Source organism: Mycolicibacterium austroafricanum (genome assembly GCF_000612725.1).
Lineage (GTDB): Bacteria > Actinomycetota > Actinomycetes > Mycobacteriales > Mycobacteriaceae > Mycobacterium > Mycobacterium austroafricanum.
In genome coordinates this window covers 45,628-68,561 of the sequence record NZ_HG964453.1, presented here as the reverse complement: position 1 = coordinate 68,561, position 22,934 = coordinate 45,628, and the positions used below count along the sequence as shown (strand labels likewise).

At 67.8% G+C, this 22,934-nt stretch carries 22 protein-coding genes; 2 read left to right on the top strand and 20 right to left on the bottom strand.

The window, feature by feature from the left end:
* Window positions 1–19: 19 nt before the first annotated feature.
* The 13 genes from BN976_RS14200 to fadD1 form a co-directional block, all read right to left on the bottom strand.
* Window positions 20–949: a F0F1 ATP synthase subunit gamma gene (locus BN976_RS14200; protein WP_011781484.1), complete on the bottom strand. Its 930-nt coding sequence runs from the start codon at window positions 947–949 to the stop codon at window positions 20–22.
* A gap of 24 nt (window positions 950–973) precedes the next feature.
* On the bottom strand, window positions 974–2,620 hold the full coding sequence (atpA, locus tag BN976_RS14195) for a F0F1 ATP synthase subunit alpha (protein ID WP_036371554.1): 1,647 nt from the start codon (window positions 2,618–2,620) through the stop codon (window positions 974–976).
* Window positions 2,621–2,671: 51 nt separating this feature from the next.
* The gene (locus BN976_RS14190) at window positions 2,672–4,009 is read right to left on the bottom strand and encodes a F0F1 ATP synthase subunit B/delta (RefSeq protein WP_036371553.1); all 1,338 of its coding nucleotides are present in this window, start codon (window positions 4,007–4,009) and stop codon (window positions 2,672–2,674) included.
* Window positions 4,010–4,510: a F0F1 ATP synthase subunit B gene (locus tag BN976_RS14185; protein ID WP_011781487.1), complete on the bottom strand. Its 501-nt coding sequence runs from the start codon at window positions 4,508–4,510 to the stop codon at window positions 4,010–4,012.
* 9 nt (window positions 4,511–4,519) lie between these two features.
* Window positions 4,520–4,780 (bottom strand): F0F1 ATP synthase subunit C, encoded by a 261-nt coding sequence (locus BN976_RS14180; protein WP_011781488.1) that lies wholly within the window; start codon window positions 4,778–4,780, stop codon window positions 4,520–4,522.
* Window positions 4,781–4,860: 80 nt separating this feature from the next.
* Window positions 4,861–5,631, bottom strand: a complete 771-nt coding sequence (gene atpB / locus BN976_RS14175; RefSeq protein WP_011781489.1) for a F0F1 ATP synthase subunit A — start codon at window positions 5,629–5,631, stop codon at window positions 4,861–4,863.
* Between the two features lie 48 nt (window positions 5,632–5,679).
* Entirely contained in the window at window positions 5,680–6,126 is a 447-nt protein-coding gene (locus BN976_RS14170; RefSeq protein WP_011781490.1) for an ATP synthase subunit I, read from the bottom strand.
* Window positions 6,127–6,406: 280 nt separating this feature from the next.
* Window positions 6,407–7,603, bottom strand: a complete 1,197-nt coding sequence (locus BN976_RS14165) for a glycosyltransferase family 4 protein (RefSeq protein ID WP_036371551.1) — start codon at window positions 7,601–7,603, stop codon at window positions 6,407–6,409.
* A 32-nt stretch (window positions 7,604–7,635) separates the two neighbouring features.
* Entirely contained in the window at window positions 7,636–8,298 is a 663-nt protein-coding gene (locus BN976_RS14160; RefSeq protein WP_011781492.1) for an L-threonylcarbamoyladenylate synthase, read from the bottom strand.
* Window positions 8,299–8,311: 13 nt separating this feature from the next.
* Complete coding sequence (prmC, locus tag BN976_RS14155) at window positions 8,312–9,139, bottom strand: peptide chain release factor N(5)-glutamine methyltransferase (RefSeq protein WP_036372229.1); 828 nt, start codon at window positions 9,137–9,139, stop codon at window positions 8,312–8,314.
* 23 nt (window positions 9,140–9,162) lie between these two features.
* Window positions 9,163–10,236, bottom strand: a complete 1,074-nt coding sequence (prfA, locus tag BN976_RS14150) for a peptide chain release factor 1 (RefSeq protein ID WP_011781494.1) — start codon at window positions 10,234–10,236, stop codon at window positions 9,163–9,165.
* 94 nt (window positions 10,237–10,330) lie between these two features.
* Window positions 10,331–10,555: a 50S ribosomal protein L31 gene (gene rpmE, locus BN976_RS14145; RefSeq protein ID WP_036371550.1), complete on the bottom strand. Its 225-nt coding sequence runs from the start codon at window positions 10,553–10,555 to the stop codon at window positions 10,331–10,333.
* A 135-nt stretch (window positions 10,556–10,690) separates the two neighbouring features.
* Window positions 10,691–12,271, bottom strand: coding sequence for a fatty-acid--CoA ligase FadD1 (gene fadD1 / locus BN976_RS14140; protein ID WP_036371549.1), 1,581 nt, complete (start codon window positions 12,269–12,271; stop codon window positions 10,691–10,693).
* A gap of 102 nt (window positions 12,272–12,373) precedes the next feature.
* On the opposite strand from fadD1, the gene BN976_RS14135 reads away from it, so the two are divergent.
* Window positions 12,374–13,030, top strand: a complete 657-nt coding sequence (locus BN976_RS14135) for a TetR/AcrR family transcriptional regulator (protein ID WP_036371548.1) — start codon at window positions 12,374–12,376, stop codon at window positions 13,028–13,030.
* Between the two features lie 45 nt (window positions 13,031–13,075).
* Here BN976_RS14135 and BN976_RS14130 read toward each other — a convergent pair whose 3' ends face one another.
* Window positions 13,076–13,654, bottom strand: a complete 579-nt coding sequence (locus BN976_RS14130; protein WP_036371547.1) for a maleylpyruvate isomerase family mycothiol-dependent enzyme — start codon at window positions 13,652–13,654, stop codon at window positions 13,076–13,078.
* Between the two features lie 72 nt (window positions 13,655–13,726).
* Between BN976_RS14130 and BN976_RS14125 the strand changes: the two genes are divergently transcribed.
* Entirely contained in the window at window positions 13,727–14,161 is a 435-nt protein-coding gene (locus BN976_RS14125) for a MarR family winged helix-turn-helix transcriptional regulator (protein ID WP_036371546.1), read from the top strand.
* Window positions 14,162–14,210: 49 nt separating this feature from the next.
* On the opposite strand, the gene rho is transcribed toward BN976_RS14125, so the two are convergent.
* The 6 genes from rho to argS form a co-directional block, all read right to left on the bottom strand.
* On the bottom strand, window positions 14,211–16,190 hold the full coding sequence (gene rho, locus BN976_RS14120; RefSeq protein ID WP_036371545.1) for a transcription termination factor Rho: 1,980 nt from the start codon (window positions 16,188–16,190) through the stop codon (window positions 14,211–14,213).
* Window positions 16,191–16,486: 296 nt separating this feature from the next.
* A complete protein-coding gene (thrB, locus tag BN976_RS14115; RefSeq protein WP_036371544.1) occupies window positions 16,487–17,431 on the bottom strand; it encodes a homoserine kinase in 945 nt (314 codons plus the stop codon).
* An 11-nt stretch (window positions 17,432–17,442) separates the two neighbouring features.
* Window positions 17,443–18,522 (bottom strand): threonine synthase, encoded by a 1,080-nt coding sequence (thrC, locus tag BN976_RS14110; protein WP_011781502.1) that lies wholly within the window; start codon window positions 18,520–18,522, stop codon window positions 17,443–17,445.
* Window positions 18,519–19,835 carry a homoserine dehydrogenase gene (locus tag BN976_RS14105; RefSeq protein WP_036371543.1) on the bottom strand — a complete coding sequence of 439 codons (1,317 nt, stop codon included), beginning with the start codon at window positions 19,833–19,835 and terminating at the stop codon, window positions 18,519–18,521. Before BN976_RS14105 ends, thrC begins: the two co-directional genes overlap by 4 nt.
* Entirely contained in the window at window positions 19,832–21,262 is a 1,431-nt protein-coding gene (gene lysA, locus BN976_RS14100; RefSeq protein WP_036371541.1) for a diaminopimelate decarboxylase, read from the bottom strand. The genes BN976_RS14105 and lysA overlap by 4 nt, the downstream gene beginning before the upstream one ends.
* The gene (gene argS / locus BN976_RS14095; RefSeq protein ID WP_011781505.1) at window positions 21,259–22,911 is read right to left on the bottom strand and encodes an arginine--tRNA ligase; all 1,653 of its coding nucleotides are present in this window, start codon (window positions 22,909–22,911) and stop codon (window positions 21,259–21,261) included. The genes lysA and argS overlap by 4 nt, the downstream gene beginning before the upstream one ends.
* Between the last annotated feature and the right edge of the window lie 23 nt (window positions 22,912–22,934).

The following is a 22,934-nucleotide window of genomic DNA, read 5'->3' as shown; positions in this document are numbered from 1 at the left end:
TTCGCTTCCTACGGGGCTCTTACTTGGCGTCGGCCAGCGCGTTGGCGCCGCCGACGATCTCGCTGATTTCCTGGGTGATCTGCGCCTGGCGCTCGCGGTTGGCCGCCAGGGTCAGCGCCTTGATCAGATCGTCTGCGTTGTCGGTCGCCGACTTCATGGCGCGCCGGCGAGACGCCGACTCCGAAGCCGCAGCCTCCAGCAGCGCGGCGTACACGCGGGTGGCGACGTAGCGCGGCAACAGTGCGTCGAACAGCGTCTCGGGGTCCGGCTCGAACGAGAACAGCGTCTGCGGCCCCTCCTCGGGCTGCTCGTCGCCGACATACTCGACGACCATCGGGGCGATACGACGCGCGGCTGCCGACTGCGACAGCATCGACTTGAACTCGGTGAAGACGATGTGCAGTTCGTCCACACCCAGAATTCCGTCGGCGCCCGCGTCGTCACCCTCGTCGTCAGCACCGGACATGAACGCCGTCACCAGGGTGTCGGCGATCTCGCGGGCGTTCTCGTAGGTCGGCCGCTCCGAGAAGCCGGCCCAGGACTCGACCACTTCACGCTGACGGAAGCTGAAGTAGCCCAACGCCTTTCGGCCGACCGTGTAGAGAACCGGTTCCTTGCCCTCTTCGCGGAGCAGCGAGAACAGCTCCTCGGCCTGCCGGAGCACGTTCGCGTTGTACGCGCCGCACAGCCCGCGGTCCGAGGACACCACCAGCACCGCGGCCCGCCGCGGGTTCTCCCGGGCGACGAGCAGCGGATGATCCAGCGCACTCGCACTCGCGAGCTCAGTGAGCATGCTGGTGATCTCGGCGCTGTAGGGCCGAGCCGCCTCGACTCGGGCCTGCGCCTTGGCGATTCGCGACGTGGCGATCAGTTCCTGGGCCTTGGTGATCTTTTTGATCGACCCGGCGGAACGGATGCGCCCACGTAGCTCGCGCAGTGTTGCAGCCATCTAGCTCTCCAGACCTTCCCGGTCCTACTTCTTGGGGGCCGGCTTGCGGACCTTGACGGATTCCTTCTCGACGTCTGCCTCGTCCATCGCCTCGGCTTCGGCCTCGTTGACCACGACCGAGCTGCCGTCGGAAGCCGAGAAGCCCTTCTTGAACTCGTTGATGACGTTGGCCAGCTTCTCCTCGGCCTCCTCCGAGAGCTTCTTGCTCTCGCGGATGCCGGCCAGGATGTCGCCGTGCGAGGCCTTCACGTGCTCGAGCAGCTCCGACTCGAAACGCGCCACGTCTTCGACGGGAACCGAATCCAGGTGACCGCCGGTGCCGAGGTAGATCGCGACGACCTGGTCCTCAACCGGGTACGGGGTGTACTGCGGCTGCTTGAGCAGCTCGACCAGGCGGGCACCGCGGTCCAGCTGTGCCTTGGAGGCGGCATCCAGATCGGAGGCGAACGCGGCGAACGCTTCCAGCTCGCGGTACTGCGACAGCTCCAGTCGCAGCGAGCCCGCAACCTCCTTCATGGCCTTGATCTGCGCGGCGCCACCGACACGGGACACCGACACACCGACGTTGATGGCCGGCCGCACGCCCTGGTTGAACAGGTCGGACTCCAGGAAGCACTGGCCGTCGGTGATCGAGATGACGTTGGTCGGGATGAACGCCGAGATGTCGTTGGCCTTGGTCTCGATGATCGGCAGACCCGTCATCGATCCGCCGCCGAGCTCGTCGGACAGCTTCGCGCAACGCTCCAGCAGCCGGGAGTGCAGGTAGAACACGTCGCCGGGGAATGCCTCGCGGCCCGGCGGGCGACGCAGCAGCAGCGAGATCGCGCGGTAGGCGTCGGCCTGCTTGGACAGGTCGTCGAAGACGATGAGGACGTGCTTGCCGTCATACATCCAGTGCTGGCCGATGGCCGAACCGGTGTAGGGCGCCAGCCACTTGAAGCCGGCGGCGTCGGAGGCGGGGGCCGCGACGATGGTGGTGTACTCCATCGCGCCGCCCTCTTCGAGGGCCCGCTTGACCGAAGCGATCGTGGTGCCCTTCTGCCCGATGGCGACGTAGACGCAGCGCACCTGCTGCTTGGGATCACCGGTCGCCCAGGCCTCGCGCTGGTTGAGGATGGTGTCGACGCAGACCGCGGTCTTGCCGGTCTTGCGGTCGCCGATGATCAGCTGGCGCTGGCCGCGCCCGATCGGGGTCATCGAGTCGATGGCCTTGATGCCGGTCTGGAGCGGCTCGGACACTCCCTGCCGCTGAACCACCGACGGCGCCTGCAGCTCAAGTGCACGACGGCCCTCGGCCTCGATGTCACCCTGACCGTCGATCGGCTGGCCGAGCGGGTTGATGACGCGACCGAGGAACGCGTCACCGACCGGCACCGACAGCACCTCGCCGGTGCGCTTGACCTGCTGGCCCTGCTCGATCTTCTCGAACTCGCCGAGGATCACGGCGCCCACGCTGTGTTCGTCGAGGTTGAGCGCGACACCGAGGACACCGCCGGGGAACTCCAGCAGCTCCTGGGTCATCACCGAGGGCAACCCCTCGACGTGGGCGATGCCGTCACCGGCGTCGATCACGACGCCGATCTCTTCCCGTCCGGAGTCGGCGGTGAAGGAGGAGACGTAGTCCTCGATCGCACCTTCGATGTCAGAAGCCGAGATTGTCAACTCTGCCATGGCTTTTCGTCTTCCTGCCTTTGTGTTTGTTACTGCTCGAGTTCTGGGTGGTCAGTCCGGCAGCCCGGTGCGGGCCGCGGCCAACCGCGATGAGATGGAGCCGTCGATGACCTCGTCACCGACCGTGATCAGGAGTCCACCGAGGACCTCGGGGTCGACCTCGAGCTGGATCGACACCGGGGTGCCGTAGATCCGGCTGAGCACCTCGGTCAGGCGGGTGCGCTGCGCGTCGGAGAGGTCGGCGGCGGCGGTGACCTGGGCGACGGCCTCGCCGCGTCGGGCGACCGCCAACTCGGCGAGGTCGTTGACCGCGTCGTCGGCGGATGCCCCGCGAATCAGCTCGACCGTCTGGGTCAGCAGCGCCTCCGCGATCGGGTTCACTCCCCCACCGCTGTCGAGCACCTTCTTCAGAAGCGCGACGCGCTTGTCGGCGGGGATCACCGGGTCGGCGAGCAGCCGGCTCAGCTGCGACTGCGCGTCGAGCACACGGCCGAACCGGAACAGCTGATCTTCGACCTCTTCGCTCTGCCCTTCACGTTCCGCGCGGACCAGCAACGCCAGCCGTGCGACGTGCTCGACGGCGTCGATGAGGTTGCCCTCGGTCGACCACCGCTGCGCCACAGCCGTCTTCAGCAGATCCATCGTGTTGTCGTCGACCTTGCCGCCGAACAGCCGCTCGAGAAGGCGGACCTTCGCGGCGGCGTCGCCGGTCGGCTCGGCGAGATGCTTGTCGAGCGTGGCCGAGGTGAGGAGCAGTCGGGCCACCGCCGAGAGGTTGTCGGCGAGCGTGGCCAGCGCCGCGGTGTCGGCGCTCTCGGCGACCGACTCGAATTTCTTCACCAGTTCGGCCAGCGCCTCACGGCTCGCGGCGCGCAGGTTGAGCGACGCGCCTGCTTCCAGCACCGCCGAAGACGGCGCCATCGCGTCGAGTTCGTCGAGGAAGCGATCGACGGTCGAGGACTGCGCGGCCGGATCGGACACGTAGTTGCGGACGATCTCCTCGGCCTTCTGCACGGACTCGGAGCCCAGGCCCGAACGCAGCTGCCGGATGAGCTGTTGCCGCATCAGCTGAACCTGTTGAGCACCTTGCGCCTTGATGCGTTCCGCTTCGGCGTCGGCCTGCTCGGCCAGCTGTGCGGTGATCCGCTGCGAATCCTGCTGCGCTTCCTCGGTGACCTTGGCACCCGCCGCCTTGGCGTCCTCGACGGCCTTCGCGTGCATCGCGTCGGCGTCGGCCAGTTTCTTGCCGGCCTCCGCGCTCTCGGCGAGGGCCACCCGAACGGCCTCCTGCTGCTTCTGCATCAGGCCCTTGATGGGCGGCACCACCCACTTGACGAGGATGAACACGATGACGGCGAAGCCGATCAGCTGGCCGATGAAGATCGACATCTAGCGACTCCCACCTGAATTCACGTCGACGCCCAGGATCCGGCTGGCCAACGTGGCGGACAAGCCGTCAACAGAGGACTGCAGCTCCGACTGGGCGGCCGAACCCTGTTGCGACAACTGTTGATCTGCGCTCTTCACGGTCTCGGCGACCTCTCCACTGGCCACCGCCCGCTTCTCATCGACGACCTGTCGTCCCGCAACGCGGGCCTCGTCACGGATCGAGGAGGCCTCGCCGCGGGCATCGGCCATCGTCTTGTCGTAGTCCGCCTGCGCCGCCGCGACCTGCTCGGCCGACTTGCGGTTGTCCGCCGCGGTCTTGGCCAGCATCGCCTCACGCTCTGCCAGTACCTTGCTGACCGGTGGCACAACCCATTTCGCGATCACGCCGAGCACGATCAGGAAGATGAGCAGCACGACGAAGAAGGTGCCGTTGGGGATCAGGAAGTTGCTGGTCCCTCCGCCTTCTTCGGCGGCGACGATCGATGTGGTGAGTTCACCCATGCCGGTGGATTACTGCAGGCCCGGAGTGGCGAAGACGAACAGCGCCATGAAGGCCAGGTTGATGAAGTAGGCCGCCTCGACCAGACCAACCGTGATGAAGAACGGTGTGAAAAGCCGGCCCTGGGCCTCGGGCTGCCGAGCGATGCCCGCGATCAGGGCATTACCGGCGATACCGTCACCGATACCGGCACCGATCGCGCCGCCGCCCATGATCAGACCGCCGCCGATCAGCGCACCGGCCGTGATGATGGCGTTGGGGTCGATTTCCATTCCTTTATCCTCCTTGATAACTGGTGGCAGTGCCGCCAGAGTTCGTGGTCGTTGCTCGTAGGGACTTGACGGTCAGTGAGTCAGTGGTCTTCGTGGTCCAGCTCCATCGACTGGCTGAAGTACAGGATCGTCAGCAGCGAGAAGATGAACGCCTGGATGAGGCCCACGAAAAGGTCGAAGGTCTTCCAGATCGCGTTGGGCAGCCATTGGACGTACCAGGGGAACATCGCAATGAGCGCCACCAGGATGCCGCCCGCGAAGATGTTGCCGAAAAGTCGGAGGGCCAACGAGATCGGCTTGGCGAGCTCCTCGACGATGTTGATCGGCGCGAGGAACGCGACGTGGCCCTTCACGACCTTGATCGGGTGTCCGACGATGCCCCGGCGCCAGATGCCTGCGGCGTGGTAGCAGATGAACACGAACAGCGCGAGCGCGAGCACGAAGTTGATGTCGGAAGCCGGCGGCTTGTAAAGCTCACCCGCCGCCCCGTCGGAACCCCCGTACTGCAGCGGCAGCACCGCCAGCCAGTTGGAGATCAGGATGAAGACGAAGATCGCGACGGCCAGCGGCAGCACGAACGGCGCCACCTTCATGCCGATCGCCTGCTCGATCTGACCACGCATCTGGATGGTGAGGGCTTCCCAGAACAGCTGCACACCGCCGGGCACACCCGTCGAGGTGACCTTGGACTTCAAGTAGAACGCGAGCCCGATCACGATGACCGCGGTGATGGCGGTGGCGAGGATGGTGTCGCCGTTGAACGTCATGCCGAACATCTCGAACACCAGCGTGTGATGCCCGACGTGGATGGCGGGGCCACCTTCCTCTGCGGCGAGGATGGATTCGGTCATCGTCCCTGTCTTCTCTCCATTGAGTCCAGCCGGTACATGTAGGTCAGATCAATCCTTCGAATCCGTGTCGAGCACGTTGAGTCCGTCGCTGCGGATCTTCCTCAGCACCGGGATGCTGGTACTCATCACGAGCAACGCCTGGAAGATCGCCAGCCCGAAGAGCACTGCGATGCCGCCGTGTTCCCTGAAGACGAACGCGACGGTGAGCGCGACGGCGGTGATGACCAGCAGTCGCGTCGCCGAGTTCACGGCCATCTTCTTCTTCAGCGGGTGATCTTCGGCGGTGATGGCCTCGACCGCCCGTCGCACCAGCAGAGCGTTCACCAGTCCCAGACCGAGGCCGAGACCGAAGAAGGCTCCGAAGAAGATGTTGCCGGTGAGGCCGGACGCCAGAAGCGCGAGAGCGGTCAGAGCAACGCACACGATCAGCAGGCGTACGGGCCTGAAAGCGACGGACGGAAACACCAACGGCGCGTCTTGCGCTGGCGTCGTCACTGCTTCACCTCAATCCCGCGGTCGTCAGAAAGTTGTGGGCCATCGAAGGAGCCGTTCCCGATGATTCTGTGCGTGGCGCCCGTAGCGTATCGGAGGGCGTTGGGCACGCTGGAATCACCCAAGGGGTAGCTCCCTGTTTCGGTCAAAAGGTCGGTCGTTTTTCCGTTCCGGTCGATGCTTGAGCGGTCGCACCGAACGACCCGGAGGCCGGCAACCCGCGAGGTCTTTTCGGGTTCTCACCGAACCCTAACACATGGTGAGGGCCACAAAAGAGGGCCTACTACTTTTCGTCGTACACCTCTGCGGCCGCGCTGTTTCCCCGTCTGAGCAACGGAATCAGAGTGACGACGATCGCGATCAGGATCGCGCCGCCCATGACCGCCGCGGTGCGGCGCGGGTCGAAGAAGATCGAGCTGGCGGCGCCGAGCGCGGCGATGCCGACCCACAGGTAGATGAGAAGCACCACCCGCCGGTGCGAATGACCGATCTCCAGCAGCCGGTGATGCAGGTGCATCTTGTCCGGACTGAACGGGCTCAACCCCTTGCGGGTGCGCCGGATGATGGCGAGCAGCATGTCCAGGGCAGGCACGAACATCACCGCCACCACCAGCAAGAACGGCGACAGCAGGGCGAACACGTCGCGGGCGCCGTATGCGGTCTGCGAGATCGGGCCTGCGGCCGTGGTCGATGCGGCGGCCAACATCAGGCCGATGAGCATCGATCCGGAGTCACCCATGAAGATGCGGGCCTTGTGGAAGTTGTGTGGCAGAAATCCGAGGCAGACGCCTGCGAGCACCACCGAGATGACGGCCGGCGGGTAGAACAGCACGTCGCCGCCGTGGTCACGCAACAGCCCGACAGAGAAGATGCAGATCGCCGATGCGGTGATGAGCCCGAGTCCGGCGGCCAGCCCGTCGAGGCCGTCGACGAAGTTCATCGCGTTGACGATGGCCACCGTGAGCGCCAGCGTCAGCAGGATGGAAGCCACCTGGTCGAGCACGATCGTGCCGACGCCGCCGATCGGGATGTAGAGAACGCTCCACGCCACCCCCATCGTCACGAGCACGCTCGCGGCGGTGATCTGGCCCGCGAACTTGGTCAGCGCGTCAAGACCCCAGCGGTCGTCGATGAGCCCGACGACCATGATCAGTCCGCCCGCGACGACCACCGCAGGCATTCCCGACGAATAGACGAAACCCCTTGTCAACGCGGGCAACTGCGAGGCCAGCAGGACTGCGGCCACCACCCCGAGGTACATCGCGAGGCCGCCCATCCTGGGTGTCGGCGCCACGTGCACGTCCCGTTCGCGCGGGTAGGCCACCGCACCCCAGCGTGTCGCCAGGACACGCACCCAGCCAGTGGCCAGGTAGGTGATGATGGCCGCGGTCAGGCCGACCAGTGCAAGCTCGCGCAGCGGAACACCAGCGCCGCGGTCGGAGAGCGCCATCACGCTCTCCCCCGCCTGCGCAATCGTCATCGTCGCTGAAGCCAGGTGCACGAAACTCCAGATCAGTCCGGCTGTGCGGTCAGGGTCGCCGCGTCGACGCCGAGAACGTCGGCGATCGCATCGAGTGTCACCGGCCCTTCCCGCAACACCCGCGGGTGGGCGCCGGTGAGGTCGACGATCGTCGACGCGGCCTGCTGTTCGGCGGGGCCGCCGTCGAGGTAGACCTCGACGAGATCGCCGAGTTGCTCGCGCGCCTGGGCCGCGGTGACGGCAGGGGGCCTGCCCGAGATGTTGGCGCTGGAGACGGCCATCGGCCCCACCTCGCGCAGCAGCTCGATCGCCACCGGATGCAGGGGCATCCGAAGCATCACGGTGCCGTTCGCGTCACCGAGGTCCCACTGCAGCGACGGCGCCTGCCGGACCACCAGGCTCAGCGCGCCCGGCCAGAACGCGCGGATCAGTTCCTTGGCGCTGTTGGGCACCGAGTACACCAAACCCTGGATCGTGTGCCACGACCCGACCAGCACCGGCACCGGCATGTTGCGTCCGCGTCCCTTGGCCGCCAGCAGCGCCGCCACCGCCTCGCCGTCGAAGGCGTCGGCGCCGATGCCGTACACGGTGTCGGTCGGCATCACCACCAGGCGACCGCCCTTGAGCGCGCTGATCGCCGACGCGATTCCCGTATCCCGCTGCTCCGGGTCGGTGCAGTCGAACGTCTCGGTCACACTGGCCAGCCTCTCACCCGGCGCGTACCGCGGTCACGAATCGGGGCCGGCCGGCGAGGTCGTGTCGCGCCGTCACGTCCACGAACCCGCCGTCGCGGGTGAATGCGGCCACGGTCTGCTCCGATGTGGTGTCGTCGTGCTCCACCGCGCACCGTCCGCCGGGGCGCAACAAGCGTGCGGCAGCGTCGACGATGGGCCCGATCACCGACATCCCGTCCGCGCCCCCGAACAGGGCGTGCGCCGGATCATACTGCGCCACTTCAGGTTCCAGCAGCGCCCCGGCGGGAATGTAGGGCGGGTTGGCGACCAGTAGATCCACCGAACCGTCGAGGTCTGCGAGCAGGCCGGGGGCGGTCACGTCGGCGCGCACCAACTGCACCGACGAGTCGGCAACGTTGCCGCGCGCGTAATCCAGTGCCGCCTCGGAGTCGTCGACTGCGGTCACCTGCGCCGCCGGGAATGCCACGGCCAGCGCCAGCGCCAGCGCGCCGGATCCGGTGCACAGGTCGACGATCCGCGGCCGAGCCGGAAGTGGTTGAGCCACAGCCCATTCCAGCACAGACTCGGTCTCGGGACGGGGCACGAACACCCCTGGTCCGACCTGCACGGTGACCGGCCCGAACGCCGCAGTACCGGTCAGATGCTGCAGCGGGACACGTTCGGCGCGGGCGGTGACCAGCTCGCGGTAGCGCGCGGCGAAGGCGTCGTCGGGCTGCACGAAGGCCACCCGGCCGCGTTCGGTCCCGGTCACATGGGCCGCCAACAATTCGGCGTCGACCCGCGGGGACCCGACTCCGGCCGCGGCCAGCACGGCCGCGGCGTCGTCGATCATCTGACGCATGGTCACCGGCCGGTCGGCTACGTTCACGTGTTCTGCAGCCGGGCTTGCTTGTCGGCTGCGGCCAGCGCGTCGAACAGCGGATCGAGGTCGCCGTCGAGCACCTGGTCGAGGTTGTGCGACTTGTAGTTGATCCGGTGGTCGGCGATCCGGTTCTCGGGGTAGTTGTAGGTACGGATCCGTTCGCTGCGGTCCACGGTCCGGATCTGGCTGGCGCGGTCGGCCGAGGCGTCGGCCGACGCCTGCTCCTCGGCCAGGGCCTGCAGCCGCGCCGCCAGCACCTGCATGGCGCGCGCCTTGTTCTGCAGCTGTGAGCGCTCGTTCTGGCAGGTCACGACGATGCCGGTGGGTAGGTGCGTGATGCGGACCGCGGAGTCGGTGGTGTTGACGCCCTGGCCGCCCTTGCCCGAGGACCGGTAGACGTCGATGCGCAGGTCGGACTCGTCGATCTGGACCTGCTCGACCTCGTCGGGCTCGGGGTAGACCAGCACCCCGGCCGCCGAGGTGTGCACCCGACCCTGGGATTCGGTGACCGGCACCCGCTGCACCCGGTGCACGCCGCCTTCGAACTTCAGCCGCGACCACACCCCGTCGGCGGAGTCACCCTTGCCGGCGATCGACAGCGTCGCGTCCTTGTAGCCGCCGAGATCGGAGGTCGTCTCCCCCAGCATCGTGACCGTCCAGCCGTGTCGCTCGGCGTACCTGATGTACATCCGGGCCAGATCCGCGGCGAACAGCGCGGACTCCTCGCCGCCCTCCCCGGATTTGACCTCGAGCACGATGTCGTCGGCGTCGTGCGGATCGCGCGGCGCCAGCAGGTCGGTCAGGCGGTCGTCGAGGTCGGCGACCTTGGTCGTGAGCTCGTCGACCTCGGCGGCGAACGACGCGTCGTCGGCGGCCAGTTCCCGTGCCGCTTCTAGGTCGCCACGGGCGGCCTCGAGCTTGTGGTACGTCGACACGATCGGCGAGATCTGCGCGAAACGGCGGCCGACCTTCTTGGCGGCGGCCGGGTCGGCGTGCAGTTCGGGATCGGCGAGGCGCTGCTCCAGCTCACCGTATTCAGCAAGAATCGCCTCGATCGCCGGTGCGGTCTCGGTCATCTCGCCTCCTCAGCGGTTGGTCTGGTCTTGCCCCGATGCGCGAAACGGCGCCCGGCCTGCGCGTACAGCAGCAGAGCGGGCGCCGTTCGGACGGCTACTTGTCGGCAGCCGTCTTGCGCTTGCCGTAGCGCTTCTCGAAGCGGGCGACGCGGCCGCCGCTGTCGAGGATCTTCTGCTTGCCGGTGTAGAACGGGTGGCACTGCGAGCAGACCTCGACAGTGATCTGGCCGCTCTGCTTGGTGCTGCGGGTGGTGAAGCTGGCACCACAGCCACACAGCACGGTGGTCTCGACGTAGTCAGGATGAATGCCTGATTTCATGGTTTCCTCTTCGATCGTGGGGTCCCGGGTCGCCCTTCCCGCGATGGGAGGCTGCGGCGTGAACCGGAACCGAGGTGACGGCGGTCAATTATGCCAGGTCAACCGCCAGCAGCCTAAACGCGCATTCGGCACGCACTATTCCTGCGCGGAGACCGTGCGGTAGGTCCCCCCGTCGCGCCTCCACAGGGTGCGACCCGCCGGTTCGACACCCATTGCGACCAGTTCGCGCTTGAGGACCTTGTTGGTGGCGGTGCTGGGCAGCGCGTCGGCGATCCAGACATGGCGCGGCCAGGCCTTCGGCGACAGATCGGGCTGCGCCGCCAGGAACCGGGCGAACTCGTCGGGGGTCAACGTCGCCTCGTCCTGCAGCACGAGTGCGGCCATCACCTGGTCCCCGACGAACTCGTCGGGCACCGGGTACACCGCCGCCATGCTGATCGCGGGCAGCCGGATCAGGATGCGTTCGATCGGTGCCGAGGTCATGTTCTCGCCGTCGACCCGCATCCAGTCCGCGGTGCGGCCGGCGAGGTAGATCCAGCCGTCGGCGTCCCGGTAGGCCAGGTCGCCGGACCAGAACATGCCGTGCCGCATCCGCTCGTCGGTCGCGCCCTGGTCGTTGTAGTAGCCGGCGAACATGCCGGCGCCCTGGGTGTTGACCAGCTCCCCGATCGCGTCGTCGGCGTTGGCCAGGGCGCCGTGCTCGTCGAACTCGGCGACCGCACACTCGGTCAGCGTCTCGGCGTCGTAGATCGCGACTCCGGGAAAGCCCTTGCCGATCGACCCCGGCGGGCAGCCGTCCTCCCGCGTCACCGTCACGGCGTTCTCGGTGGACCCGAACCCGTCCCACACCTGGCACCCGAACCGGCGGGCGAACTCGGCGATGTCCCGATCGCTGGCCTCGTTGCCGAACGCCACCCGCAGCGGGTTGTCGGCGTCGTCGGGGCGTTCGGGGCCGGCCAGGATGTACGCCAGCGGCTTACCCACGTAGTTCATGTAGGTGGCGCCGTAACGGCGGATGTCGTCGACGAAGCGCGACGCGCTGAACTGCGCCGGGGCCATCGCCGCGCCCGAATTGACCGCCACCGACCATCCGGCGAGCACGGCGTTGCTGTGGAACAGCGGCATCGACAGGTAGCAGACATCGTCGGAGGTCAGCTCGTAGCGGCCCATCAGCGCCGCGCCGGCCAGCAACACCATCGCGTGCATCATCTTGACGGCCTTCGGGTCGCCGCTGGTGCCCGAGGTGAAGATCAGCATGTAGGTGTCGGTGGCGGTGACCTCGCGGTGCGGCGTCAGGGTGCCAGCCCGCCCCGTCAGCTCCATCCATTCCGGTGTGCCGACCACCAGCACCCGCACACCGGACAGGTCGAGGCCGTCGAGCAGATGGCGGTGGGCGTCGTCGGTGATCAGGAACTGGCAGTCGGCCCGGCGGATGTCCCGGGCCAGCGCGTCGCCGCGCCGGGTGTTGTTGATGCCGCACAGCACATAACCCCCGAGCCCGGCGGCGGCCATCGCGGTCAGCATGTCCGGTGTGTTGCCGAGCAGCACCCCCACGTGGAGCGGCCGTTCGGGATCCGCGGCGCCGATCAACGCCGCCGCCTGCATCGCGGCCTCGCCGAGATGCTCCCGCCAGGTCCAGGTACTGCCCTCGTATTTCAGCGCGATGCCGTCGCTGTCCAGGCGTTCCCGCAGCAGTTGCTGAACTGTCTCGGCCAAACCCTCGCCCTCCGACGCTGGTGAACAGATCTTGATACTTGTCTACTGGATCAACCGCGCGCAGCGTACCGCAGCCACGGCAGCCCCTTCATTTGCGAAGATATGTCGATGAGCGTGGGTACTGTGCCGAATTCCGCGGGGTCGAACTCCGCGGCCTCCGCCAGAGCCGAGCCCGGATCCGTCCGGGATCGACTGATCGACGCGGCCGAACAGTGCCTGACCGCCAAGGGGATTCGCGCCACCACCGTGTCCGAGGTCGCCGAGGTGGCCGGAGTGAGCCGCGGCTGGCTCTACCGCCATTTCCCCGACAAGGCAGAACTCCTCGGGGCCGCGATCGTGCGGCTCAACGACGCGTTCTGGTCCGAATCGCGGACCCGCCTCGACGCGGTGGCCGGGCTCGACCAGCAGATCGCCGTGGGTGTCGAGCTGGCGCGGAAAGAGTCCGAGACGCCCGGCGCGCTCGTCCTCAAACTCCGTCAGGAGGAACCCGAGGCCTTCACCGCGTGTGTCGGACTCGGTGTTCGCGGGCTCATCCCCGAGATCGCCGCGTTCTGGGTGCCGTACATCCAGGCGGCGGTCGATCGCGGCGAGATCCATCCGGACACAAACTCCGCCGAGGCCGCCGAGTGGATCGCGCGGATCATGATGAGCCTGGCCACCGTCCCCGGCGAGCAGTGCAATGTCGATGACCACGATTCGGTGCTGCGGCACGCCCGTCGGTACATCGTCGCCGCGCTGCGCAGCGATCCGCGCCAGTGATTTCGGCGTGGTCGGTCGCGGTGAGCGCGACCGACCACGCCGAAATCACTTTCGACCGGTCAGCAGCATCAGCAGCGCACTGATCGGCGCGGCCACCTCCCGACCCTCACCGACGGTGAAATCCGCGTCGGTGGCAACCAGCCGGGTGCCGGCCAGGCGCTTGCGGGCATGGAACGGAAAGTCGGCGTTCCAGATGCGTTCGGCAGCTGCGACCGCGGCGTCGACGGGCATCGGCCGGTCGATACCGAGCGGGACGCAGATGTCCTGGGTGTGCACCAGCACGTCGGTCAACGGGTCGCGCTCGGTGGTTCCGGGTGGATGCCTCCGACAACCGACGACGGCGCGCAGGTTCGCCGCGATCTGCGCGGGCGACCTGTCGTCGCTGACGGCCATCCGGTTCACGACGGCGTTGAAGCGGAAGCCGCTTCGGGCCGCCTCGAAGAACATGCGGGGCATCCCGATCGTCGAATGCGTGAGGTGGGCAGCGACATTGCGGACGGTCCACCCGGCACACAGCGACGGCGTGTCCCACAGCGCCTGGTCGCGGGCGTCGATCGCGTCGATGAGGTCGGCGAGTTCGAGACGCTGGTTGTCGATGTGACGCCACACGGTGTCGCGGTCCACGGGTCGCTCCAGCCTGTCGATTAGTCAGGATCACTGACGAATATAGTCAGGAGTTCGTACTAAAGTCAACGCATGGACGCGCAACCGGGCACCGCGGTACTGATGTACATCGCGCACCGCGAGGTCGAGAGTCGTGTGATGGCCGCGTTGGCCCGCTCCGGTGTCGGCGACGTGACCGTCGCGCAGTCGCGGCTGCTGCAGCGGCTCGATCCGGGGGGCATGCGGTTGACCGATCTGGCCGAACAGGCGCGCGTGACCAAACAGACCGCAGGTGCGCTGGTCGACCAACTCGAGCGGGCCGGATACGTCACGCGCCTTCCGGATCCCTCCGACGCGAGGGCGCGCCTGGTGACGCTGACCGACAAGGGTGCCGAGATGTGCCGACGGGCGGGCGCCGAGGTGGCTCGTGTCGAGCAGGAATGGCGGCGACATCTCGGCGACGACGCTTACGCCGCGCTGCGGGCGGCACTTCTCTCGCTGCGCGAGATCACCGACCCGTACCGGTGATTTCGGTGTAGTTGGTCAACCTCTGCGAGACCAACTACGCCGAAATCACTCAGTCGTTGTCGACGCCGCCGGGCGTGTTCTTGGAGACCTGAACCAGGAACTCGTAGTTGTTCTTGGTCTTGCGCAGCTGACTCATCAGCAGGTCGATCGCCTGATGCGGGTCGAGGCCGGACAGCACTCGGCGCAGCTTGTGCACGACCGCGAACTCGTCGGGCGAGAGCAGCAGCTCGTCCTTGCGGGTGCCGGACGGATTGACGTCGACCGCCGGGAACACGCGGCGCTCGGCGATCTTGCGGTCGAGTTTGAGCTCGGCGTTGCCGGTGCCCTTGAACTCCTCGAAGATCACCGTGTCACCGGTGGAGCCGGTCTCGACCATGGCCGTGGCGATGATCGTCAGCGAGCCGCCCTCTTCGATGTTGCGTGCCGCGCCGAGGAATCGCTTCGGCGGGTACAGCGCCGTCGAATCCACACCACCGGACAGGATGCGGCCCGACGCCGGCGACGCATTGTTGTACGCACGTCCCAGACGGGTGATCGAGTCGAGCAGCACCACGACGTCCTTGCCCTGCTCGACCAGGCGCTTGGCCCGTTCGATGGCGAGCTCGGCGGCCTGCGTGTGATCTGACGGCGGCCGGTCGAAGGTCGACGCGATGACCTCGCCCTTGACCGAGCGCTGCATGTCGGTGACCTCTTCCGGGCGCTCGTCGACGAGCACGACCATCAGATGGCATTCCGGGTTGTTGCGGGTGATCGCGTTCGCGATGTCCTGCATGATCGTCGTCTTGCCGGCCTTGGGCGGCGACACGATCAGCGCACGCTGCCCCTTGCCGATCGGCATGATCAGATCGATCACGCGGGTGGTGAGCTTGTCCGAACTGGTCTCCAGGCGCAGGCGGGTGTTCGGGTAGAGCGGTGTGAGCTTCTGGAACTCAGGCCGCTTCCTGGCCTCTTCGACAGGCCCGCCGTTGACGGAGTCGAGGCGCACCAGCGGGTTGAACTTCTGCCGCTGATTGGACTGCTCTCCGTCTTTGGGAACGCGGACCGCACCGGTCACCGCGTCGCCGCGACGCAGTCCGTTCTTGCGGACCATGTTCATCGAGACGTAGACGTCGTTCGGCCCGGCGAGATAGCCCGAGGTCCGGACGAACGCATAGTTGTCGAGGACATCGAGGATGCCCGCGACGGGTTGCACGACGTCGTCCTCGCGGAGTTCGGTGTCGCGGTCACCGCCGCCACCACCCTCGCCGCCGCGCTCACGGCGCCTGCGGTCGCGGAATCGCCGACCCCGCCGGCCCTGACGCCCGTCGCCGTCGTCGTCGTTGTCGGCAGCGCGATTGCCGCCACCTTCGCCGCCGCGGCCGCGGTTCTGCCCGCCCTGCTGGTCACCGCCGTCGGAGCGGGTATCCGAGTCGGCCCTGCCCTCGGCCTTGGAGGTCTGGCCGCCCTGGTTGTCTTTGTGCTCGCGGGTCTCGCGGCCGCCGCCCTGCTGCTCCTGCGGGGCGTTCTTGCCGCGCCCTTCGGCCTGACCCGACTCGGGCCGTCCGGCTTCGGTCTTGTCCTGGTCGCCGGCCTGTTCGCCGGCGTTGGGGCCACCCTGCTCACGCGAGGATCCGCGGCGCTCACGACGCCGCTGCTGCGGCTGCGCTTCGGCGGCCTGCTCGGGGGCCGTGCTGTCGGCCGCGGTATCGCCGGCCGGGGCGGCGGCAGGGGCCTCCGCGATGTCGCTCTTGGCCGCGGGCTTGCCGTTGGCTTCGCCGCGACGCTCGCGGATGGCGGCGATCAGCTCGCTCTTGCGCATGCCGGAGGCGCCTTCGACGCCGATCTCTTTGGCCATGGCCCGCAGCTCGGGCAGCACGAGGCTGGTCAGAGCACCACGGCGGGCGCGGGTCGCCGCCGGGGCCTCGTCCGCGGCGGGCGCCGCAGCGGGCGCACCTGCCTGCTCGGATGAGGCGCTGTTTGTTGCAGTCACGGTGTTCGGCAGCTCGCCGCTGTCGGCGCTGCCAGCCGTGAAGAGGTCCGTATCGGTCACGGATTTCCTTTCTTCCCTCGCTGACCGAGTCACGCGGGGGTTAGTACGTTCAGCAGAACCGCTGAACGCCGAGGTCACACCATTGCCATCGCAACGGTGATCGCCGGGTCTCGCCGGGATACGGCGAACCGTCAGTCCACAAGTTTGAACACCTGAAAGAAGAGTCGTCCTAGTGTCGGCGCAGGTGAAGAAGCTGCGATTGCTGGACGTCAGCGAGAATAACCCGCATCCGGGACGGAAGCAAGAAACGCCATGATTCGCATGGTGCGGGTGTTACTCCCGATCACGACGTCGAACTAGGTTCGGACCGCGACGCCGGAGGTCCAGCTCACCCCGTGTCCCACGGACATTCTCTTGACCGCGAACCCGTGATCGGCACCGTATCGGAGGGCCTCGGCGGGCAACTCGGTCTCGGTGCTCAACGCAAGCACTGCAGGTCCGGCACCTGACAACATTGCTGCCACGCCACAACGCCGGAGCATCGCGAGGTATTCCGCAGAGGCAGGCATCGCGGCAGCGCGCTGGGGCTGGTGCAGCACATCCTCGGTCGCCTCCATCAGCAGGTCCGGTCGCTCCGTGAGCGCGACGACGAGAAGCGCGGCGCGGCTCAGGTTGAAGCGGGCATCGGTGTGGCGGACGTGCTCGGGCAGCAACACCCGGGTTTCGGCGGTCGACGAGCGCACCTGCGGGACGGCGGCGAAGATCGCGATGTCGGGGTGTAACCGGATCGGCGCCGCGGCGTATCGGGGATCGCCCGCGCCGGCCGCGGTCCAGGAGACCACCGCACCGCCGAGCACGGCCGCGGCGGCGTTGTCCGGATGCCCTTCGAACTCCGACGAGACCTGAACCAGCCGCTCCGGCGACATGGGTGTCGAATCCGACTGCGCGGCAAGCCCATTGGCAGCGGCAAGGCCACCCACTACGGCGGCCGCGGACGATCCCAGGCCGCGTGAATGCGGAATATCGTTGCGGCAGCGCACAATCAACCCGGGCGCTGATACCCCCGTCTCGCGCAGGCCACGCTCGATCGCCCGCACCACGAGGTGGGAACCGTCGAGCGGAACCTGACCCGAACCCTCGCCCTCCACCTCGACAACGAGGCCGGATTCCGTTGTCTCGACCACAATTTCGTCGTACAGGCCAATCGCCAGGCCCATGCTGTCGAAGCCTGGGCCGAGGTTGGCGCTGGAAGCGGCCACAACGGCGGTGGCCGTCAGACCGGGTGGCAATGTGCGGGTCACGGTGTCCGTTCCTAGACCAGGCCGAGCTTGGCGACGACGGCGACCGGGTCGACGGGAACCGGGATCACCGCGGGCATGCCCTTGAGCGCGGTGTCGGGGTCCTTCAAGCCGTTTCCGGTCACGGTACAGACGACCGTCGATCCCTTGGCGACCCAACCGTCTTCGATGGACTTCAACAGCCCGGCGATACTGGCCGCCGACGCCGGCTCGACGAACACGCCCTCGGCGCGGGCGACGAGGTGGTAGGCGGCCAGGATCTCCTCGTCAGTGGCGGCCACGAAGCGGCCACCCGACTGCTGTTGCGCCTCGACCGCCGAACTCCACGACGCCGGTGAGCCGATGCGGATCGCGGTGGCGATGGTCTCGGGGTCGCTCACCGGCTCGCCGAGCACCAACGGTGCGGCACCGGCGGCCTGCGTGCCGAGCATGCGCGGCAACCGGGCGGCCAGGCCGTCGCGGTGGTACTCCGTGTAACCCTTCCAGTAGGCCGTGATGTTGCCCGCGTTGCCGACCGGAAGCGAGTGCACGTCGGGGGCGTCACCGAGCGCGTCGACGATCTCGAACGCCGCGGTCTTCTGCCCCTCGATACGAAACGGGTTGACCGAGTTGACAAGCGACACCGTCGGGAAGTCGCTCGTCAGCTTGCGGGCGAGCTCGAGGCAGTCGTCGAAGTTGCCGTCGATCTGGATGATCTTCGCACCGTGCATGACGGCCTGCGCCAGCTTGCCCATGGCGATCTTGCCTTGGGGCACCAGCACGGCACAGGTGATCCCGGCCCGCGCCGCATACGCGGCCGCCGAGGCCGAGGTGTTGCCCGTCGAGGCGCACAGCACCGCCTGCTGTCCCCGCGACACCGCCTCGGTGACCGCCATCGTCATACCGCGGTCCTTGAACGAACCGGTCGGGTTGAGCCCCTCCACCTTCAGATGCACTGTGCAGCCGGTGTATTCGGACAACCGGGGCGCCGGGAGCAGCGGGGTGCCGCCCTCACGCAGGGTGATGGTCGTCCAACTGTCCTCGATCGGCAGTCGGTCGCGGTAGGCCTCGATCAGGCCCGGCCAGGGCTGGTGCACGGCACGAGCGGTACTCACTCGGAGGTCCCTTCCATCCGGAGAACGCTGTTGATGCTCTGGACGACGTCGAGATCAGCCAGCGCGGCGACAGTTTCCGACAGTGCGGCGTCCTTGGCCTGGTGGGTGACGACGACGATGCGGGCACCGCAGCGCTGCCCCTCGTCGTCGACCATGCCTTCCTGGCGCACCTCGGCGATGCTGACCTCCCGCTTGCTGAACTCCGCCGACACCGCGGAGAGCACACCGGGGCGATCGGCGACGTTCATGTTGACGTAGTAGCGGGTCGGGATCACACCGATCGGCGCGACCGGAAGCTTGGCGTACTTGGACTCACGCGGACCGCGACCGCCCTGCACGCGGTTGCGCGCCGCCATCACCAGGTCGCCGAGCACCGCCGAGGCCGTGGGCGCCCCACCGGCGCCCTGACCGTAGAACATCAGCCGCCCGGCCGCCTCCGCCTCGACGACGACGGCGTTGAACGCACCGTTGACCGATGCCAGCGGATGCTCCAACGGCACCAATGCCGGGTAGACGCGGGCCGAGACCTGTTGCTTGCCTTTACCGGTGGTGAGTCGCTCACAGATGGCCAGCAGCTTGATCGTGCAGCCGAGCGCCCGCGCGGAGGCGAAGTCGGCGGCGGACACCTTGGTGATGCCCTCGCGGTAGACGTCGTCGGCGGTGACCCTGGTGTGGAACGCGATGGACGCCAGGATCGCGGCCTTGGCCGCCGCGTCGTACCCCTCCACATCGGCGGTCGGGTCGGCTTCGGCGTACCCGAGTGCGCTCGCGTCGGCCAGCGCGCTCGCGTAGTCCGCTCCTGTGCTGTCCATCTCGGACAGGATGTAATTGGTGGTGCCGTTGACGATGCCGGCCACCCGCAGCACCGTGTCACCGGCCAGCGACTGGGTCAGCGGACGGATGACCGGAATCGCACCGGCCACCGCAGCCTCGAAATACAGGTCCACATGGGCCTTCTCGGCGGCCTCGGCCAGTTTGCCGGCGGACACCGCCATCAACGCCTTGTTCGCGGTGACCACGGACTTGCCCTGCTCCAGCGCGGCCAGGATCGCCTTGCGGGCCGGCTCGACAGGACCCATGAGCTCGACGACGATGTCGACGTCGTCGCGCGAGACCAACGCCTCGATGTCATCGGTCAACAGTTCCACCGGAACGCCGCGGTCCGCGTCGACCCGGCGCACCCCGATGCCGCGGATGACCAGCGGCGCCCCGATACGGGCGGTCAGGTCGGCCGCGCTCTCCTCGATGATGCGCACCACCTCGCTGCCGACATTGCCCAGCCCCAATACGGCTACGCCGATTTCGTCACTCACCGCTTCACCTCACTCACTTCCAGACTCAAGAGGTCGTCGACCGTCTCCCGGCGCAGGATCAGGCGCGCCCGCCCGTCACGCACGGCCACCACGGCCGGCCGGCCGATCAGGTTGTAGCGGCTCGACATCGAATAGCAGTATGCGCCGGTGGCCGCTACGCCCAGCAGGTCCCCCGGACCGACGTCGTCGGGTATCCAGGCGTCGCGCACCACGATGTCGCCGCTTTCACAGTGTTTCCCCACCACCCGGGACAGCGTCGGCTCTGCGTTGCTGGTCCGCGACACCAACCGGACGTCGTATTCGGCGTCGTAGAGCGACGTCCTGATGTTGTCGCTCATACCGCCGTCGACGCTCACGTACCGACGGTTCCTGTCCGACGAGATCGCCACGTCTTTGACGGTGCCGACCTCGTAGAGCGTGATCGTGCCGGGACCCGCGATGGCGCGGCCGGGTTCCACCACCAGCCTGGGGGCGGGCAGCCCGACGGCGGCGGACTCGTGGCGCACGATCGCGTGCAGCTTGTCCGCGAGTTCACCCATCGGGGGCGGGTCGTCGTGTGGAAGATACGAGATACCCAGTCCGCCACCGAGATCGACGATCGACATCTGAGAGGTCTTCTCGACACCGAACTCCGCGACCGCGTCCCGAAGCAGCCCGATCACGCGGTGGGCCGCCAACTCGAAACCGGCGACGTCGAAGATCTGTGAACCGATGTGGCTGTGCAGGCCGACCAGGCGCAGGTGGTCGGTCTCGAACACCCGGCGCACCGCGGTCATCGCCGCCCCGCTGGCCAGCGACAGCCCGAACTTCTGGTCCTCGTGCGCGGTGGAGATGAACTCGTGGGTGTGCGCCTCGACTCCGACGGTGACGCGGATGAGCACGTCCTGCACCACACCGGCCTCGCCGGCGATCTTGTCCAGACGGTCGATCTCGGTCATCGAGTCGACCACCACGTGCTCGATGCCGGCCTCGACCGCCGCGGTCAGCTCGGCGACCGATTTGTTGTTGCCGTGCAACGCAATACGTTCCGCGGGAAAGCCGGCGTGCAGCGCGACGGCCAGCTCTCCCCCACTGGCGACGTCGAGGGACAGACCCTCTTCGTCGATCCAACGCGCCACCTCGGTGCACAGGAACGCCTTGGCGGCGTACCGGACGTGCTCACCACCACCGAAAGCGGCGGCGATGTCGCGGCAGCGCGCCCGGAAATCCGCCTCGTCGATGACGAACACCGGCGTGCCGAACTCCGCGGCGATGTCGGCCACCGACACGCCTGCGATCGACACCACACCGTCCGCTCCGCGAACCGCGTTCTGCGGCCATACATTCGGAGCCAACTGCAGCACCTCGGCAGCGGTCCGTGGCCGATCGGGCGTGGCGACGGGATGCACCTCTTCGGCGTGCCGGGGGCCGGCCGGATGCGCGATCACATTCGCTCCGGAGCGCTGACGCCGAGGATGCCCAGCCCGTTGGCGATCACCTGGCGGGTCGCCGCACACAGCGCCAGCCGCGCCGCATGCAGGTCGCCCGGTGTCTCGTCGCCCTGCGGCAGCACCCGGCACGAGTCGTAGAACCGGTGGTAATCCCCGGCCAGATCCTCGAGGTAGCGCGAAACGCGGTGTGGCTCACGCAGACTCGCGGCGGTCTTGAGCACCCGGGGGAACTCGCCGATGTTGCGAATCAGCGTGCCCTCCTTGTCATGGGTGAGCAGATCCAGATGTGCGGTGTCGGCGGCGACACCGAGTTCGGCGGCGTTGCGGGCCAGCGCCGACAGCCGCGCATGCGCGTACTGCACGTAATAGACCGGGTTCTCGTTGGACGCCGAGGACCACAGCGCCAGGTCGATGTCGATCGGGGTGTCCACCGAGCTGCGGATCAACGCGTAACGGGCGGCGTCCACCCCGATCGCGTCGACGAGGTCGTCGAGCGTGATGACGGTGCCCGCCCGCTTGCTCATCCGGACCGGCTGGCCGTCACGCACCAGGTTGACCATCTGGCCGATGAGCACCTCGACGGTGTCGGGGTCGTCACCGAGGGCCGCCGCGGCGGCCTTGAGCCTGGCGATGTAGCCGTGATGGTCGGCGCCCAGCATGTAGATGCACAGGTCGAAACCGCGCTTGCGCTTGTCCAGGAAGTACGCCAGATCACCGGCGATGTAGGCGGGCTGGCCGTCGCTCTTGATGACCACGCGGTCCTTGTCGTCACCGAAGTCGGTGGTGCGCAACCAGACTGCGCCGTCCTTCTCGTAGATGCTGCCGGTCTCGCGGAGCTTGGCAATGGCCTGGTCGACGCGCCCCGAGGTGTGCATCGAGTCTTCGTGGGTGTAGACGTCGAAGTCGGTGCCGAACTCGTGCAGCGATTCCTTGATGTGGTCGAACATCAGGTTCACGCCGACCGCCCGGAACGTCTCGCGCATCTCGGCGTCGGGCAACTCCAGCGCCCCGGGCTCCTTGGCCAGCACCTGCGCGGCGATGTCGGCGATGTAGGTGCCCGCGTAGCCGTCCTCGGGGGCCGGCTCGCCCTTGGCGGCCGCGATCAATGAGTTGGTGAACCGGTCGATCTGCGCGCCGTGGTCGTTGAAGTAGTACTCGCGCACCACCTCGGCGCCCTGCGTGCTCAGCAGCCGGCCGAGCGCGTCACCCACCGCGGCCCACCGGGTGCCGCCGATGTGGATCGGGCCGGTCGGGTTGGCCGAGACGAACTCCAGGTTCACCCGCCGGCCGTCCAGCTCCCCCGATGCCCCGTAGGTTGCGCCCGCGGCGATGACGTCGCCGACGATGACGTTCTGCGCGGAGGCCTCGATGCGCAGATTGACGAAGCCCGGGCCGGCCACGTCGGCGGCCGCGATGCCGTCCTTGGCGACCAGCGCGGCGGCCAGCCAGCCGGCCAGCTCGCGCGGGTTGGCGCCGACCTTCTTGCCGAGCTGAAGTGCGAGGTTGGTGGCGTAGTCACCGTGCTCGGGGTTGCGCGGGCGCTCGACCGTGACGATGGCGGGCAGCGCGGCGGAGTCGAGTCCGTGCTCGGCGAGCACCGCGGCTGCGGTGGCCTTGAGCAGCTCGGCCAGATCGGCGGGGGTCACGGGGAACCATCCTATGGTCTGCG